This is a genomic window from Mycobacterium sp. MMS18-G62 (assembly GCF_053877835.1).
In genome coordinates this window covers 122,390-139,681 of the sequence record NZ_CM132662.1, presented here as the reverse complement: position 1 = coordinate 139,681, position 17,292 = coordinate 122,390, and the positions used below count along the sequence as shown (strand labels likewise).

16 protein-coding genes are annotated in these 17,292 nt (G+C 63.8%); 9 read left to right on the top strand and 7 right to left on the bottom strand.

Features of this window, described 5'->3' with window-relative positions; all coding sequences use genetic code 11:
- The first annotated feature begins 69 nt into the window (after window positions 1–69).
- Window positions 70–801 (top strand): DUF305 domain-containing protein, encoded by a 732-nt coding sequence (locus ACWW36_RS00650; RefSeq protein WP_456142316.1) that lies wholly within the window; start codon window positions 70–72, stop codon window positions 799–801.
- A 4-nt stretch (window positions 802–805) separates the two neighbouring features.
- Here ACWW36_RS00650 and ACWW36_RS00645 read toward each other — a convergent pair whose 3' ends face one another.
- Both ACWW36_RS00645 and ACWW36_RS00640 read right to left on the bottom strand, forming a co-directional pair.
- A complete protein-coding gene (locus ACWW36_RS00645; RefSeq protein WP_456139701.1) occupies window positions 806–1,906 on the bottom strand; it encodes a HAMP domain-containing sensor histidine kinase in 1,101 nt (366 codons plus the stop codon).
- Window positions 1,903–2,637 (bottom strand): response regulator, encoded by a 735-nt coding sequence (locus tag ACWW36_RS00640; protein WP_456139700.1) that lies wholly within the window; start codon window positions 2,635–2,637, stop codon window positions 1,903–1,905. The genes ACWW36_RS00645 and ACWW36_RS00640 overlap by 4 nt, the downstream gene beginning before the upstream one ends.
- Window positions 2,638–2,906: 269 nt before the next feature.
- On the opposite strand from ACWW36_RS00640, the gene ACWW36_RS00635 reads away from it, so the two are divergent.
- From ACWW36_RS00635 to ACWW36_RS00610, 6 genes are all read left to right on the top strand, one after another.
- Window positions 2,907–4,406, top strand: coding sequence for a multicopper oxidase family protein (locus tag ACWW36_RS00635; RefSeq protein WP_456139699.1), 1,500 nt, complete (start codon window positions 2,907–2,909; stop codon window positions 4,404–4,406).
- A gap of 9 nt (window positions 4,407–4,415) precedes the next feature.
- Window positions 4,416–5,582, top strand: coding sequence for a permease (locus ACWW36_RS00630; protein WP_456139698.1), 1,167 nt, complete (start codon window positions 4,416–4,418; stop codon window positions 5,580–5,582).
- A 53-nt stretch (window positions 5,583–5,635) separates the two neighbouring features.
- On the top strand, window positions 5,636–7,990 hold the full coding sequence (locus ACWW36_RS00625) for a heavy metal translocating P-type ATPase (RefSeq protein ID WP_456139697.1): 2,355 nt from the start codon (window positions 5,636–5,638) through the stop codon (window positions 7,988–7,990).
- 182 nt (window positions 7,991–8,172) lie between these two features.
- The gene (locus tag ACWW36_RS00620) at window positions 8,173–8,376 is read left to right on the top strand and encodes a DUF2933 domain-containing protein (RefSeq protein WP_456139696.1); all 204 of its coding nucleotides are present in this window, start codon (window positions 8,173–8,175) and stop codon (window positions 8,374–8,376) included.
- A 24-nt stretch (window positions 8,377–8,400) separates the two neighbouring features.
- Window positions 8,401–8,928 (top strand): pyridoxamine 5'-phosphate oxidase family protein, encoded by a 528-nt coding sequence (locus ACWW36_RS00615; RefSeq protein WP_456139695.1) that lies wholly within the window; start codon window positions 8,401–8,403, stop codon window positions 8,926–8,928.
- Window positions 8,929–9,088: 160 nt separating this feature from the next.
- Window positions 9,089–10,285: an MBL fold metallo-hydrolase gene (locus ACWW36_RS00610; protein ID WP_456139694.1), complete on the top strand. Its 1,197-nt coding sequence runs from the start codon at window positions 9,089–9,091 to the stop codon at window positions 10,283–10,285.
- A gap of 28 nt (window positions 10,286–10,313) precedes the next feature.
- Here ACWW36_RS00610 and ACWW36_RS00605 read toward each other — a convergent pair whose 3' ends face one another.
- The 4 genes from ACWW36_RS00605 to ACWW36_RS00590 all read right to left on the bottom strand — a co-directional run bounded on the left by ACWW36_RS00605 (window position 10,314) and on the right by ACWW36_RS00590 (window position 13,804).
- Window positions 10,314–11,315, bottom strand: coding sequence for a Gfo/Idh/MocA family protein (locus tag ACWW36_RS00605; RefSeq protein WP_456139693.1), 1,002 nt, complete (start codon window positions 11,313–11,315; stop codon window positions 10,314–10,316).
- Entirely contained in the window at window positions 11,312–12,838 is a 1,527-nt protein-coding gene (locus ACWW36_RS00600; RefSeq protein ID WP_456139692.1) for an ABC transporter permease, read from the bottom strand. Before ACWW36_RS00600 ends, ACWW36_RS00605 begins: the two co-directional genes overlap by 4 nt.
- Entirely contained in the window at window positions 12,835–13,482 is a 648-nt protein-coding gene (locus ACWW36_RS00595) for an ATP-binding cassette domain-containing protein (protein ID WP_456142315.1), read from the bottom strand. Before ACWW36_RS00595 ends, ACWW36_RS00600 begins: the two co-directional genes overlap by 4 nt.
- Before the next feature lie 94 nt (window positions 13,483–13,576).
- Window positions 13,577–13,804, bottom strand: a complete 228-nt coding sequence (locus tag ACWW36_RS00590; protein WP_456139691.1) for a DUF2933 domain-containing protein — start codon at window positions 13,802–13,804, stop codon at window positions 13,577–13,579.
- A 345-nt stretch (window positions 13,805–14,149) separates the two neighbouring features.
- On the opposite strand from ACWW36_RS00590, the gene ACWW36_RS00585 reads away from it, so the two are divergent.
- Together ACWW36_RS00585 and ACWW36_RS00580 are read left to right on the top strand one after the other, a co-directional pair.
- On the top strand, window positions 14,150–14,356 hold the full coding sequence (locus tag ACWW36_RS00585; RefSeq protein WP_456139690.1) for a heavy-metal-associated domain-containing protein: 207 nt from the start codon (window positions 14,150–14,152) through the stop codon (window positions 14,354–14,356).
- A 32-nt stretch (window positions 14,357–14,388) separates the two neighbouring features.
- A complete protein-coding gene (locus tag ACWW36_RS00580) occupies window positions 14,389–16,641 on the top strand; it encodes a heavy metal translocating P-type ATPase (RefSeq protein WP_456139689.1) in 2,253 nt (750 codons plus the stop codon).
- 37 nt (window positions 16,642–16,678) lie between these two features.
- Here the strand turns inward: ACWW36_RS00580 and ACWW36_RS00575 are convergent, their stop codons facing one another.
- Complete coding sequence (locus ACWW36_RS00575) at window positions 16,679–17,275, bottom strand: class I SAM-dependent methyltransferase (RefSeq protein ID WP_456139688.1); 597 nt, start codon at window positions 17,273–17,275, stop codon at window positions 16,679–16,681.
- Window positions 17,276–17,292: the final 17 nt, after the last annotated feature.

The following is a 17,292-nucleotide window of genomic DNA, read 5'->3' as shown; positions in this document are numbered from 1 at the left end:
TCGGCTTTATCGAATCTTCATTGAACGGCTAGCCGAGTCACACAGCCGGTCGGGATGCTCGCAAGAGTGATGTGGACACGAACACTAGTGACCGGAACGGCAGCCCTGGCTGCGCTCGTCATCGCTGCGGGCTGCAGTAATAGCTCGGGGAATGAACAGGCGAGCAGCCAATCAGCCACCACAGCGAGCGCGACGACCACGCCGAGCGGTGAGGCGCACAACCAGGCCGATGCGATGTTCGCGATGCACATGATTCCCCATCACCAGCAGGCAATCGAGATGAGCGACATCGTGCTGGCGAAGCAAGGCATCGATCCGCGGGTTATCGAGCTGGCCAACCAGATCAAGGCCGCGCAGGGTCCGGAGATCGAGAAGATGCAGGGCTGGCTCAAGCAATGGGGCATGCCAATGCCGTCGGGCAACATGCCAATGCCTTCTGGCAACATGCCAACGCCATCGGGCAACATGCCGATGCCGTCGGGCAACATGCCTATGCCATCCGGTGACATGCCGGGCCACGGGAACATGCCGGGCGGCAACATGCCGACTACCTCAGGTACGCCCGGTATGACCGGCATGATGTCCGGGCAGGACATGGCAGCCCTTCAGAACGCCCAAGGCGTCGAAGCCAGCAAGCTGTTCCTGACGCAGATGATTGCTCACCACGAAGGCGCAATCACCATGGGGCAGAACGAGATCAAGGACGGTCAGTATCCCGCCTCCATCGAGCTGGCGCAGTCGATCGTCACGTCGCAGCAGAAGGAAATCGAGACGATGAAGGGCATCCTGGCCACGCTATAGACGCCTAGTCGCGGCGGGCCGGCAGCGTGATCGTAAATGCCGCCCCGGCCCCCTGGCCCCGGCTGTCCACGGCGATACGGCCTTCGTGTGCTTCCACAATCGCCTTCGCGATCGCCAAACCGATACCGGCTCCGCCGTGTTCGCGAGTCCGGGCGGCGTCGGCCCGGTAGAAGCGATCGAATACATGCGGGAGGTGCTCGGCGGGGATCCCTTCTCCATCGTCAGTCACCGTGATCCTCAGCGCGCCATCGTCAGCGCCCGCCGCGATGATGACCCGACCCCCGGATGGCGTGTGGCGCAACGCGTTGTCGAGCAGGTTCGCCAATACTTGTCCAAGCCTGTGCTGATCCGCCCATAGCGAGGGCAGATCGCCGTCGACCCGGGATATCAGTGTCACATCCTTGGCGGCGAAGCGATCTGCCGCCGCGGATACCGCTGTTTCGATCAGGGTGTCGGGTGCAACGGACGTCGGCGCGATCGAGGCCTGGCTCTCTTCTGCCTGCGCGAGCGCGGAGAGGTCCTGCGAGAATCGCACCAGCCTGCGGGTCTGGTCGCGCAGCATCGTGATGGTCTCGCGGTCAAGGGTTTTCACGCCGTCTTCGACGGCCTCGAGATACGCTTCCAGCACAGAGACCGGTGTGCGGATCTCATGGGCCAGGTCGGAGAACAGCCGCCGTCGCGTGGCCTCCACCGATTCGAGCCGGCTGGCCATCTGGTTGAACGCCCTTGCCAGGGAATCGAAGTCGTCGCCGAGCTGCGGCGGCGAAACGCGTGAGTCGTAATGACCGTCGGCGACCGCGGCCGCGGCCGACGACACCGCCGTCAGCGAGCGTTGTACGCGCCTGCTGAAATACCACGTCACCACCAGCGCCGCCAGAGCCGACACAGCCAGTGCCATCCCGATCGATATCGCCGTGGCGTAGGTATACGCCTGTTCCGCATGCATCTGCTCACTCGACATTGCGGGCACCCCCGCGCGGTGGAGGTGCTCGCGGAAAAGCGGCGGCCCGACGACGGCCGCCACGATCCATACCGTGGCGGCGCCCGCGACAAGCACCAAGGTCTGCGCCAGCAACAGTCGCGCGCCGATTCCCGGACGGCTCATTTCCCGCTCCCCATCCGGTATCCAACGCCGCGCACCGTGATCACATAGCGCGGAGCAGCGGGATCGTCGCCCAGCTTGCGGCGCAAATGCCCGATATGAACATCGACGAGGTGCTCGTTGCCGACCCACGACTCCGCCCATACGCCATCGAGGAGCTGCCTGCGGCTGAACACAACGCCGGGTCTCGCGGACAGGGCTGCGAGCACGTCGAATTCGGTACGAGTCAACGTGATCGGCTCGTCATCGATGAACACCTCCCGGCTGGCGACATCGATCCGCAAGTCACCGAAGACTCGTGGCGGTGGTTGATCGGGCACGGCGCCGACGTCAGCCGCCGCTGTCCGCGGCCGCCGCAACATCGCGCGAATCCGCGCCACCAGTTCGCGCGGGCTGAACGGCTTGGTCACATAATCGTCAGCGCCGACCGACAAGCCGACGACGGTATCCATCTCGGTGTCGCGAGCGGTCAGCATCACCACATAAGCATCGGAGAAGGTCCGCAGTTGCCTGCACACCTCCAAGCCGTCGATCCCTGGCAGTGCCAGGTCGAGCACCACGACGTCGGGATCGATCTCCCGCGCCATCGCCACGGCGTCGTGACCGTTGTGGGCGACGCTGACCTCGAAGTGTTCACGCTCCAGGTAGCTGGCGACGACGCTGGCCAGCGGCACCTCGTCGTCGACGACCAGGGCCCGGTACCCGGCCGAATCACCACCAGGGATCCGCTTCATGCCATTCATGGTGCCCCGGGGCCAACCGGTTGCGGGCCAGCCTCATCACAACAGGCCCCAGTCTTGAGCGAATCTTCACAAAACCCATACCGATCGTCTCGGACGCACGGAGGACGCTGAATATCACAGGAAGGAGGCGGCGGTGATGACCATCGGCTGGCTGGTTGTGGCCTTCGTGGTGGTCGCTTTCTGGGCCATACCAGTTGCCGCAACACTCGCGCTGTTCCCCGCTGGGTCCCGAGTTCGCCGCCGTCGCAGAACTGATGATCATGATTGAAATCCCTTCGAGCCCGACCAGAATCAGCCGTCGGACATTTATCGCCGGCACCGTCGCCGCGGGCTTCGCGCTCGCCGCGTGCGCGCCCGAGAAGTCCGTGCGAATCCCCAACGACCGGATCGCCGCCGTTGAGGCAGCGAGGCCACACACCGGGCGGACGGTCCCCGTGGAACTCACCCCCGGACGAGCCGACATCGATCTCGGCGGTACGCGGGCGGCCACATTCGCCTACGGCGACGCCGTTCCCGGTCCGCTGATTCGGGCCAATGTGGGCGATGACCTCGCGGTTACCGTCAAGAACCGGCTGAACCACCCGACGTCGATACATTGGCACGGCATCGCGTTGCGCAACGACATGGACGGCGCCTCACCGGCCAGCCCGGACATTGACCCGGGCACCGAATTCGTTTATCGATTCTCGGTGCCACACCCTGGCACCTATTGGGCGCACCCGCACACCGGACTGGACGCCGACACCGGACTGTACTTGCCGATCATCGTCGACGATCCCAACGATCCAGCCAGGTACGACGCCGAATGGGTTGTGGTATTGGATGATTGGACCGACGGCGTCGGCTCGTCCCCCCAACAGATCTACGACGGCCTGCACCGAGGTGGAATGCCCGGCATGGGCGGAATGCCGGGTATGGGTGGAATGTCGGGCATGGGCGGCAGCGCTAGCACGCTGTTGGGCGGTGACGGCGGTGACGTCAACTACCCGTATTACCTGATCAATGGGCGTATTCCGACAGCCCCGAACACATTCAGCGCCAAGCCGGGGCAGCGGGTGCGCATCAGGATCATCAACGCCGGCTCCGATACCGCCTTCCGCGTGGCGCTCGCCGGGCACCGCATGACGGTCACCCACACGGACGGCTATCCCGTCGAGCCGACCGAGGTTGATGCGGTTCTGCTGGGTATGGGTGAACGGTACGACGTGTTGGTCACCGTGGGGGACGGCGTGTTCCCGTTGGTGGCGCTCGCCGAGGGCAAGAATGCGTTGGCGCGGGCGTTGCTCTCCGCGTCCGCCGGGGCCGCCCCGGACGCCGCCTACCGTCCACCCGAACTCAACGGGCGGGTCGGCACGGTCGACATGTTCACTGCTACACCGGAAGTCGACCTCGGTGCCGGCAAGCCGGACACTGAACTGTCCGCCCAGCTGTCCGGCGGGATGATGAGCTACAACTGGATGATCAACGGGCGTCCGTTCGCAGACACCGAACCACTGACGGTTACCGAGGGCCGGCGGGTGACGCTGACGTTCAACAACATGTCGATGATGTGGCATCCGATTCATCTGCACGGCCATACGTTTCAGGTGCTCAATTCCGGTGGCATCAGAGGACCACGCAAGGACACAGTCATCGTTCGCCCGATGCAGCAGCTGACCGTGCAGTTGACTGCTGACAACCCGGGGGAGTGGATGCTTCATTGTCACAACACGTACCACCAGGAAGCGGGAATGATGACAAGCCTGACCTACGTGGCGTAAGGAGGGCGTATGGAGGCGATCGGACACGCACTGGCCATCGCCGGCTCCATGACATGGGAGATCTTGTGGGCCCTGATTCTGGGCTTCGCCCTGTCTGCGGTGGTGCAGGCGGTGGTGCGTAAGTCCACAATCGTGCGGCTGCTCGGTGACGACCGGCCTCGCACACTGGCGGTCGCAACTGGCCTCGGCGCGGCGTCGTCCTCGTGTTCGTATGCGGCGGTCGCGCTGGCGCGATCGCTGTTTCGTAAGGGTGCGAACTTCACCGCCGCGATGGCTTTCGAGATCGCTTCGACCAACATGGTCATCGAACTGGGCATCATTCTTGCGCTGCTGATGGGCTGGCAGTTCACCGCGGCCGAGTTCGTCGGCGGACCGATCATGATCGTGTTGCTCGCGCTGCTGTTCCGAATCTTCGTGCGGTCCAGGTTGATCGAGGAAGCGCGCAGTCACGCCGAGCGCGGCGTCGCCGGTTCCATGGAGGGGCACGCAGCGATGGACATGTCGGTTGCGGCCGAAGGGTCCTTCTGGCGCAGACTCTTTTCTCCGCAAGGACTCACCGCCGTTTCCCATATCTACGTGATGGAATGGGCCGCGATTCTGCGTGACATCGTCCTCGGTCTGCTGATCGCGGGCGCCATCGCAGCTTGGGTTCCGGAAACGTTCTGGCAGGGCTTCTTTCTCACCGATCACCCCATACTTGCGGCGGTGTGGGGACCGATTGTCGGTCCGCTCGTCTCGATCCTGTCTTTCGTCTGCTCTATCGGCAACGTGCCGCTGGCGGCCGTGCTGTGGAGCGGCGGCATCAGCTTCGGCGGCGTCATCGCATTCATCTATGCCGACCTGCTGATCATTCCGATCCTGAACATCTACCGGAAGTACTACGGCGTCAAGATGATGTTCGTGCTCTTGGGAACCTTCTACCTCACCATGGTCGGAGCCGGTTACCTCGTCGAAATCCTCTTCGGCGCTGCGGGACTCATTCCCGAGCATCGCGACGTGGCGGTGATGGAACAAGGCATCACCTGGAACTACACGACGTGGCTCAACATCGCCTTCCTGATCCTCACCGCGCTGTTGCTGATTCGGTTCGTTCGGACCGGAGGAATACCGATGCTGCGGATGATGGGCGGCGCGCCCGATGCCGAACACGCCGGACACGACCACCATGCTTCATGAAATCTTCATCGAATGACTAGCCGAGCCATACGACGCGGCGCGAGGCTCTAGCCATGGTCAACAGCACCGTCGTGCTGCACGTTGGTGGGCTTCATTGGGCGACCTCGGCTGCGTCCGTCGAGGCCACGTTGCTGCGACGTCCCGGGGTGGTTTCCGTCGCGGCGAACGCGGCCAATCAAACCGCCACCGTGACATACGACCCGGCCACGACGTCGGTGGCTCAGCTCTCGGACTGGGTGCGCGATTGCGGACTGCACTGTGCCGGCCAATCGGTGCCCAGCCATGTGTGCGATCCGATGGCTGAGCCCACCGAGCACGAGGCCCACGGCGCTGCGACGCCGCAGGAAATGATGGGCCACGGCGGCCACGCCGGAATGTCGATGGATCACATGGTCCGCGACATGCGCAACCGCTTCCTCGTCGCGTTGGTGCTGTCGATCCCGATCATGTTGTGGTCGCCGATGGGCCGCGACATGTTCGGGTTCACGGTGCCGGCACCGTTCGGATTGCGCGACGACGTCTTCACGCTCTTGCTGAGCCTTCCGGTGGTCTTCTACTCGGCCTGGATCTTTTTCGACGGGGCGTGGCGCGCGCTGCGTGCGCGCACCCTCGACATGATGGTGCTCGTCGCCGTGGCGGTCGGCGCGGGCTGGCTGTACAGCGTCGGTGTGACGCTCACCGGCGGGGGCGAAGTCTTTTACGAAGCCGCGTCGGTCCTGACGACCTTCGTGCTGCTGGGCCACTGGTTCGAGATGCGTGCGCGGGGCGGGGCGAACGACGCCATCCGCACGCTGCTGGAACTCGCGCCGCCGATGGCGGTGGTGTTGCGCGACGGCGAACCCGTCGAGATCCCGACCGCCGAGGTGACAGTCGGCGATCTGCTGTTGATCCGGCCCGGCGCCAAGATCCCGGTGGACGGCACCGTCGAGGACGGCCACTCGGAGGTCGACGAATCGATGGTGACCGGCGAAAGCCTGCCGGTGACAAAGGATTCCGGGTCGACGGTAATCGGCGCGTCCATCAACACGACCGGCACTTTGCGGGTGCGCGCCACGAAGGTGGGCTCTGACACCGTCCTGGCCCAGATCGTGCAGATGGTGCAGGAGGCGCAGAACTCGAAGGCCCCGGGACAGCGGCTGGCCGACCGGGCCGCGTTCTGGTTGGTACTCGTCGCTCTCGTCGGCGGGACGGCCACCTTCTTGGTGTGGTGGGCCGTCGGCGCCGGTGTTCAGACGGCGCTGCTGTTCGCGATCACCGTCGTGGTGATCACCTGCCCCGACGCGCTCGGATTGGCAACGCCCACCGCGATCATGGTCGGCACCGGCCTCGGCGCCAAACGTGGTGTGCTCTTCAAGAACGCGACCGCGCTCGAGACCTCGGCTCGCATCGACACCGTGGTGATGGACAAGACCGGCACGTTGACCAAAGGTGAACCCGAGGTCACCGATGTGGTGGTCGACGGCATCGACGAAGGTGAGTTTCTCGGTTTGGTGGCGGCGGTCGAATCGGCATCGGAGCATCCGCTCGCGGCCGCAATCGTGAGCTACGCCGCCGACCGCGGGATAAAACCATTGCCAATCAAGGACTTCCGCAATGTCCCAGGGCACGGGGCGACCGCCGAGGTCCAAGGCCGCCGCGTGGCTGTCGGCAACCGCAAGTTGATGGTGGAGGAGAACGTCGACTTCGGCGCGCTGATGGAACGGCGTGACGAACTCGCCTCCAGTGGCCGGACCGCGGTACTGGTGGCCGTGGACGGACGTGGGGTTGGGGTCATTGCATTGGCCGACGCCGCCAGGGAGACGTCGGCGGACGCCGTCGCCGCGCTACACGAGCTTGGCGTGCAGGTCGTGATGCTGAGCGGGGACAACGAGGCAACCGCGAAACGGATTGCCGCCCAACTCGGTATCGATACGGTGATCGCCGAAGTCCTGCCCGGCGACAAGGCCTCCGAGATCGCCGCACTGCAGCGCGCAGGCAAGAAGGTCGCGATGGTCGGCGACGGTGTCAACGACGCTCCCGCGTTGGCGCAGGCTGACCTGGGCATCGCTATCGGTGCCGGTACGGACGTCGCCATCGAAACCGCCGATGTGGTGTTGATGCGTTCGGATCCGCTTGACGTGCCCATCGCGCTGCGTATCGGGCGGGGCACGGTGCGTAAGATGCGCCAAAACCTCTGGTGGGCAGTCGGTTACAATGTCATCGCATTGCCGATTGCCGCGGGGGTGTTCGAGCCCGCGTTCGGTTTGGTGCTGCGTCCGGAGATCGCCGCCTTGTCCATGTCGGGGTCTAGCCTCATCGTGGCAGTCAACGCGTTGATGCTCAAACGGCTCAAGCTTCCTCGCCCGGGATCGTCGGCATCGGCTGCGACAACCGCGTTGGAACCAGCACCAACGCCGTCTCGGCTATGAGGTACGGTCCTCGGCTCTACACCGCGGACGCATTGGCGCCGTGAAGCATTGGGTGCTAAGTCGAGGGTCTTAGGTCAGTTCGGATTGGGCCGTTCGGACCCTCGGGCGCTTACGTTGTCCCGTTGGAAGTGGCGAGGCAAAGCGTGCACTGTGAGAACTGAGTCGTGTGGAGGTAGACGCCAATGAGTCTCAAGTCTTTTCCTTGGTACGCGCTGACTTTGGTCACGATCATCCTTGGCGCGGCTGCGATCGGTGTCCCCGTGTCTGCGCTTCTTGTGCCCCTGCTGGTGCTGGCATGTCCATTGATGATGCTGTTGATGCGCGGGGGTGACCGTGGCCGAGGGTGCGACCACCAGTCCGGACCGGATGAACGGCGCGACGGCTGACGCCCACGTCGAGGAGGTCGAGACGTGGCGAAGACACAACGCGCGATTTTCGAGCTGACACTCAAACACCTTCGGAAGCGCAACTTCGCTGTGCTGTCGACGAGTGACGAACACGCCGTGCCGCACTCGGCCGGAGTGAATTACGGTGTGTCGGCGCCGGGTCGCGATCTGGTGATTTACGTTATGACACGCAGACATCTACTGAAGGCGCGGAATATCGCGCAGAATCCGAGTGTCTCGCTGGTGGTGCCTTTGACGAGGCGGCTGTTGTGGTTTCTCCCACCGCCGACTATCCAGCTGCACGGGCAGGCCGAGATCGTTGATTGGACTGATAAAGAGGGGACTGACGTCTTCAAGCGCTTCTGGATGGGCCGCCGAATCCTGGACGGCTATCAGAAGTCCTATCGCCGTGGTGAATCGCGGATCTGCTTCCTGAAGATCACTCCAGATCCCGTGATCAACACATATATGGTCGGCTCCAATATCTGGCAAGTCAGAAGGCGCATGGAATCCGGGGCGGCCAAGGTGGTCAACCCGGACGAATATCGTTGATAAGCAACGCCGTACGGAAACAGATGCGGGGATGGGGACCTGTGACCCCTCTCGAGTATCAACGCCCAGCGCCTTTGCAGAGACAAGCCACATGTATTGAGGGACCAAATGCCCTTACGGAATTGCCTTGCGGCGGGCGTAATTGCATATAGACCAAACTTTGAGCGCGAAGGTCGCGCTCTTCCAGGAGGTGCGTCAGATGCTCGGCGACATCGTGTCATTGGCTGATAATCTGTGGTTCGTTGTCGGTGATATGCCCGCGGATGTCCCCAATGTGCTCGTGTACCGCAAAGGCGATCGTCTTTATCTGCTGGACAGCGGAGCCGGCCCGACCATCCGGGCAAGCATCCTCAGCGTGCTCCGCGACGTGGGCCCAGTCCAATCGTTCACCCTGTTGAACAGCCACGGACACGCGGACCACGTTGGAAACAACGATGTGATCCGCTCGGTGCAGGCCAAGGAGACCCATCACTACATCGCGAAAGCAGGGCTGGCTCTGTTGGACGCGCCCTCGTATTTCGCCACCCAGTTCTCGACGGTAAGCGATTACTACGACCTGACATCCGGCTACCAGGCACACCGAATGCGGTGGCGGGCGCTAGGTATCGGGCGCGACCTCGTACAGGCGGTGGTGGGCGAATATCGGGCACTGAAATTGGTCTTTGCGCTCTATCTGAAGAAATTCGGGGCCAGCCATCCGTCGCAGGAAACCATGCAGACCTACGAATCGCTGCCCGAGCGGTCGCTGGTCATCGGAAACGTCAGCTGGACAGGTTGGGCACTTGGCGATGACGACGTCTGGGTTCTGCAAGCGGGCGGCCACACGCCCGATGAGGTGATTTTCTACCTACCCGAACACCAACTGCTCCACACCGCTGATCTGACGCTCCCGTTCTTCCCGACGTTCCCCGCCTCCGACGGCGCAGTGACCCGCACGCTGCTGAGCAAATGCCAAGCCATGGCGGCTGCTGGCACGGTGCAGCTGTTGACCGACGGACACCACCACATGGTCTATCGCGGCCAGGACGAGGCCGTCGCCTTCCTGGGGACGCTGCTTGCCGAGCACAAACACTTCCAGGCCGTACTGCGAGACATCGTGGAGACACACGACGGGCTGACGGTCGACGAGGTCTACACGCATGTTCGACAACGCATCGCCGACCCGGTGGTGCAGCATTTCCTGTCGTTGGAATTCCCTTATTTTCCAATGGCCCTACAGCAGATCATCGCCGTGTCGTTGGTCGAGATGGGCTACGCCACCAAGGGGCCACGACGCAGAAAGAGCTTCTACCGCTCGCCAAAGCCTGTTGAATCGATCGACGCGGCCAACGAAGTGCTATCCGCGGCAAGCGGATGATTCTCGGCGTCGGGCACGGCTGGCGCCGTCAGCTGGGCTCGCGGAGTGGGAGGCCGGCGGCGCGGTAGATCGCATCGATGACGGTCATGTTCTCGACCGCGTCTTGCGGTGTCGTCTTCACCGGCTCGCCGCGCAGCACTGCGGCGGCGAATGCGTCGAGTTGATACGCGTACGACGCTCGCCGCGAGAAACGCTCAACGCGTGTGCCGTTGGCTGACCGGACCGAAAGGCGGTGGAAGAACTGCGGCATCACCGGGTTGAGTACACGCAGCTCGCCGCGGTCACCGACGACCTTGGCGCTCATCTGCAGGAGATTCGACGACCACATCGAGCAGTGAATCCGGCCGGTATGTCCGCCGGTGAACCGCAACTCGGCCGTCATGGCCCTGTCGATCTGTCGATCACGCAGTTTCGCTTGCGCCGCAACAACTTCGGCAATATTACCGCCGAATGTACGGGCCATATTGACCGTATAGCATCCGGCGTCCATCGTGGCGCCGCCGGCGAGCGAATAGTTGTAACGGATGTCGGAGAACATGGGCAGCGGGTAGCACAGGGTCGCCTCCACGCGCTCGAGCGTCCCCAGTTCGCCCGAGGCAATGATCTGCTCAATTCGCAAGGCCAGTGGATGGTACCGGTAGTGAAACGCCTCCATTACGACCCGGCCGGACTTTGCGGACAGTTCGGAGACCTCAAGAGCTTCGGCGGCGTTGGCGGTGAACGGCTTTTCGCACAGGACATGCTTGCCGGCGTTCAGCGCGGCTCGCGTCCAGCGGCCGTGCAGACTGTTCGGCAGCGGGTTGTAGATCGCGTCGACCTCCGGGTCGGCGACGAGGGCCTGGTAGCTTTCGTGCACCCGGGCGATGCCGTGTTTCGCGGCAAAAGCTTTCGCACGCGAGGGGTCTCGTGCGGCCACCGCAGCAACCACGACCTCGGCGTTTCGCTTGGCCGGTTTGATGAGCGCCATCGGCGCGATGCGTGCTGCGCCCAGGATGCCGATGCGCAGCGGGGCGACCTCGTTTCCCGTCACGGACGAGACGCTAGCACTGGTCCGGTCCCCACCTCGCCGCCACGCGCAAGCACCAGTGCCGCAACGACGAGTAGCCCACCGAGCCACGCGAATCCGGTTAGTAATGGCCAGGTTTCATCGAAGCCCGCCGTGAGACTGGTGTCGAACAGCACCCGCGTCAGGCCGTATCCAGGCAGAAATTGCGCCCACTCCTGAGGTACAGGGCGAAGCATCGGGCTTTGAATGATTCCCAGATCGAGGAATGGGATCAAGAATGCGACGAACACCCCCGCGACCTTGCCCAGCACCGGCCCGATGACGACACCGATCAGCGCGTAGACGGTGGCGATCAGTAGGTTGGCGCCAATGTATCCGGGCCACTGCTTGGCGTCGAAGACGGTCGCCGTAACCGCCATGGTCGCCGCGGTGATGACGACGGCGGCCACGGCGACTACTCCCAACCGGGCTGCGAGCACAACGCCAGTGCGGTAGCCGGACAGCCGTAGGCGTCTGTCTCCGCCGGCCGCATCGAGTACCACGAACATGCCAACCAGTGCAGCCAATGCCCCGATGCCGATGGGGGCCATCGCTCCGGCATGTACATCAGGAAACCAGAATGGCTGGTTGGACGTGGTGCCGTTCTCTGTGACCGACACCGGTAGGGGCCGTCCAGGAGTGGTCACCTTCGCCAACAGTACGAACGCCACCGGCACGATCACTAGGAGCGCCAGCAGCACGGCGTTGCGCCGCAGATCGACCAGACCGAACCGCAGCGCGGTCACCAACTGGCCGGCCGTGTGCTGACGCCGTCGCGCGGTGCGGGAGCCAGCCGCCACCACCGCTCCAGCGACGGCCACGGCGCCGACCATCCATACCGATGCGAGGCCGAGATCGCCGAGCCGCCCGGCGTGGTGTGACGGCGTGTCGACCATCCACAACGTGACGAAATGAGTAGGAAACCAGCGGGTGAACACATAGTCACCGCCGCTGCCCGCTGGTCCGACGAAGACGTCGATCATCCAGATCAACAAGATAATCACAGCACCGTTGACCGGATTGGCGACCGCCACCCCGATCAATGCGCCGATCGCCAGGTAGATGACCGCGAACATCAGCGTGCCGACGATCACGCGAACAGGATTGTCGATGCCGGTGCGCACGGCCAAGGCGGCGAGCGCTACAGCCGAGACGAGCCCGGCCATGAGCAGACCCGTGCCCGCGCGAGCGGCGAGCAGCCGTGCAGCTGGTAAACCGGCGAGTTGCATTCGCTTGTCTGCCCTTCGCGCCGAGCGGATCTGGAAGTACATTGCCAGTCCCGATAGGAAGCCGGCCGCCCAGCCGGCCGTGGCGGTTTGCGTCGCGATGCCGGGTCGCCCCCGCAACAGTTCCATCGCGTCGGCGATCGATCCGGCCGCGACGAGCACGAATACCAGTGGCACCAAGATCAGCATGATCAGGTTCACCGGGTTGCGTACATAGTCGGTGATGAAACTGCGAGTCAGCAGCAGTGTGGGCCGCCATTGTTCGTGGGCCGCCGTTGTCATTGTGGTGCTTCTTGCCCGTCGCACTGCCCCTCGCACAATCGCCCGTCGCAGAGTTTGACGATGCGATCGAAGCGCTGTTCGTCGGCGACGAAGTGGCTGATGATCAGCACCGACCGTCCGTCGTCGCGGCGACGGCCGACGAGATCCCAGAACTTCAGATAGGTATCCCAATCGAAGCCGGCGTAGGGCTCATCCAGCAGCAGCACTGCCGGATCGGCGAGCATGGCCAGGGTGAGGTTGAGCTTGGCCAGCGTGCCACCGGACAGCCGATCCGCACGAGTGCCGGCATATCGTTCAAATCCCAACGCCTCGTAAAGATCTCGGCGTGCACGCCGCTCGGCCTCGTGTGTCATGCGATAGGCGCGGGCGAACAGTTCAATGTGCTCGTCGCACGTCAGGCGTTCATAGACGACCGGCTGTTGTGGGCAGTAACCCAGCACGCCGGATCGGGTCACAGTGCCTGCGTCTGCAGCTATCTCGCCGACCAGGATCTTCATGATGGTTGACTTGCCAGAACCGTTTTCACCGACAAGTCCGACGACCTCGCCCGGCTTCAAGGTGAGATCGACGCCACGCAGCACCTGTTGGCGGTGTGACATCGGCCAGATGCCCCGGTGAAATGACTTCTCAATGCCCTCGGCCATCAGCACCGGCGTTGAGCCAGCCTCGACCATCGGTGCCCTCGTGACTGCTGCTGCGCTCACTATCTTGTTCACGACCGGCCTCCTCGCGGATGGGCTAGGACCGGTCGGCTGGGTCGCGGTGCTCGCCGGTATCGGCTGACCCACGATCAGAGCCGTCGCCGTGACCTCCACCCATTCCGCCCATCATGAACATCATCATTGCCGGGCAGGCGAGTACGACGAGCACCAGCAGAATCGTCGATGCCGGCACACCAACGGCCACCGCACCGATAACGGCTGCGGCCAGAGCGGCCGCGTACCAGGGCATGTACTGACGCTTCATTGATCTCTCCCTCGCTCAGTGTCAGATCAACGATGCGTCACCGACGCGACGAGACCAACGGACCTACGTAGCTGCTACGTAGAACGGAGGTCACAATTGCGATGGACTAAAGTCCCTTCGTCGTGCGCCGACCGCGCCGCAGCGGCGCATATCACCAGGCATAGCGTGATAGAGCGGGCCGCGGAGCTCTTGTCGAACTATCGGGCACGTATCGACCTGTTGTTCCAACCGCTGCCGCATACCATACCCTGCTAGGGTATGTGATCCGACGCACAATCTTCGCCACCTGCATACCCTACGGGGGTATAGTTGGACGGGAACTGATCGTCGCGAGAAGGGAGCGGTATGAACACAGTCACCGTCACGGTCGCTGGAATGACCTGCGGTCATTGCGCCACATCGGTGCGCGAAGAGATCGGGAGCATTCCCGGCGTCACCGCTGTTGACGTCGACCTGGCCAGCGGGAAGGTCACCATCGACAGCGAGCAACACGTCGAGGCCCAAGCAGTCAAGGGCGCCGTTGAAGAAGCTGGCTACGAGCTGGCCAGCTGAAACTGACCCGGAATCGAAGAAAGGAGCGCACCATGAACCCCGCCACCGGCCACGTCGAGCTGCAGATTGGCGGAATGACGTGCGCATCCTGCGCCGCCCGAATCGAAAAGAAGCTCAACAAGATCGACGGGGTCACCGCAACCGTCAACTTCGCAACTGAGAAGGCCAGCGTCGACTACGTCGGAGACGTCTCTCCGAACGAGCTCGTGGAGATGGTCGAACAAGCCGGGTACACCGCTGAGCTGCCCAAGCCTGACACTCCTGACGCGCCAGGCCGGCCAGTCGAAGAGGATCCCACCGCGTCGGTGCGGCGGCGACTGCTGATTTCCTTGGCATTAACCGTTCCGGTGATCGCGATGGCGATGATCCCGGCGCTGCAATTCACCAATTGGCAGTGGCTATCTCTCACGCTTGCGGCGCCCGTCGTTGTGTGGGGTGCGTGGCCTTTCCACCAAGCCGCGTGGACCAACCTGCGGCACGGCGCAGCCACTATGGACACGCTGATCTCGATGGGCACGATCGCCGCCTTCAGCTGGTCCGTCTACGCATTGTTCTGGGGCACCGCCGGAATGCCAGGAATGAGGCACCCGTTCGAGCTGACGATCGCCCGAACCGACGGCACCGCCAACATCTACTTCGAGGTCGCTGCCGGTGTCACGACCTTCATCCTGGCCGGCAGGTTCTTCGAGGCCCGCGCCAAGCGTCGCGCGGGCGCAGCACTGCGAGCGCTTCTCGAACTGGGTGCCAAGGACGTTGCGGTTCGCAGAAACGGTGTGGAACAGCGGATTCCGATCGAGAAACTGAGCGTCGGCGACGAGTTCGTGGTTCGTCCCGGTGAGAAGATCGCCACCGACGGCGTCGTGATCGAGGGCAGTTCGGCGGTGGACGCGTCGATGCTGACGGGGGAGTCCGTGCCGGTAGAGGTGGGTCCCGACGACCAGGTTGTCGGAGCCACCGTCAACGTCGGTGGACGACTTGTGGTGCGCGCCAACCGGATCGGTTCTGACACGCAGCTCGCACAGATGGCCAGGCTCGTCGAGGAGGCGCAGGCCGGCAAGGCGCAGGCGCAACGGCTGGCCGACAAGATCTCCGGGATCTTCGTGCCCATCGTCATCGCGCTCGCGGTGGCGACGCTGGGATTCTGGCTCGGCACAGGCGAATCGGCCTCGGCCGCATTGACTGCGGCCGTGGCCGTGCTGATCATCGCTTGCCCGTGCGCGCTCGGGCTGGCCACGCCGACCGCTCTGATGGTTGGCACCGGTCGCGGCGCTCAGCTCGGCATTTTGATCAAGGGACCCGAGGTGTTGGAGTCGACGCGGCGAATCGACACGATCGTGCTCGATAAGACCGGCACCGTCACCACCGGCACCATGACGTTGCTCGATGTAATCACCGCGGACGGCGAACGGCCGGACGAGGTGCTGAGACTGGCTGGCGCGCTGGAGGATTCCTCCGAGCATCCCATCGCCAGAGCCATCGCGAAGGGCGCCCGTGAGAAGGTCGGCGACTTGCCCGCTGTCGAAGACTTCGCGAACGTCGAGGGACTGGGCGTACATGGCATCGTCGACGGCCACGCCGTCGTCGTGGGCCGGCAGCGGTTCCTCGCCGACTGGTCCCAGCATCTGCCGGAGGGGCTCGTGGAGCTGACCCTTCAGGCTGAATCGGAGGGCAAAACCGTCGTCGCGGTCGGCTGGGATGGCAAGGCCCGCGCCGTGCTCGTCGTCGCCGATGCCGTCAAACCAACGTCGGCGGAAGCAATTCGGCGGATGCGAGAGCTGGGGTTGACGCCGATCATGCTCACCGGTGACAACGCGGCGGCGGCGCGGACGATCGCCGCCGAGGTCGGCATTGACAGCGTGATCGCCGAAGTGTTGCCGCAGGACAAGGTCGAAACGGTGAAGCGGTTGCAGGCCGAGGGCAGGGTTGTGGCCATGGTCGGTGATGGGATCAACGACGCCGCCGCGCTGGCACAGGCCGATCTCGGGCTGGCGATGGGTACGGGCACCGATGTCGCGATCGAAGCCAGCGATCTGACGCTGGTGCGCGGCGATCTACGCGCCGTACCCGACGCCATCCGGCTCTCCCGCAAGACATTGGCGACGATCAAGGGCAATCTCTTCTGGGCGTTCGCCTACAACGTCGCCGCATTGCCGTTGGCGGCAGCGGGGCTGCTGAACCCGATGCTTGCCGGTGCGGCGATGGCCTTTTCGTCGATATTCGTGGTGAGCAACAGCTTGCGGCTCAGGCGATTTGAGTCTGCCACCGGCGCGCCTCGATCACCGTAGAACCCGCTTCCGGCATTTCTTGTTCGGCCGTGAATTGTCATGTCTTCCGCGCGGCGCCGACGAACAGCATGCCGCCAAGATGGGTTTCGATCCGCCCAGTGCCGTGCAACCCATGGCGTGCGAGCTCGGCGGCGAATTCAGCTGCCTCGAACCGGTTCTCGCGCGGGTGAACGGTAAACGTACGGAACGCCCACGTGTTGAGAATGTGGCGGGGGACTTCCTCGAACAACAGCAAGCCACCCGGTCGCAGCACGCGAGCGATTTCCGCTATCGACGACTGCCAGTCGGGGACATGGTGGATGATCCCGAAGTCAACCACGGTGTCGGTGGCGCCGGACGGCTGATCGATCTCGCACACGTCACCCACCGACAGCGATACCGGTCGACCGTGCAGGCGTTTTCGGGCCAGTTCGACCATCGATTCGTCCAAGTCGAAGGCCGTCAGCCGCTCGGCGCCAAGGCGGTCGAGGATCACCTCACCACCCACGCCGCGGCCGCAGCCCACTTCAAGCACATGTTGCCCCGAAAGGTCGCCGCCCGCCAAACGTCGAAACCAAGTCGCCTCTCGACGATGCTGATGTGCGGCCCGCACGGGATTGTTCATCGCCGCTCGTTCGATCGCATTGAGCTTCATACCCGCACTATACCCCC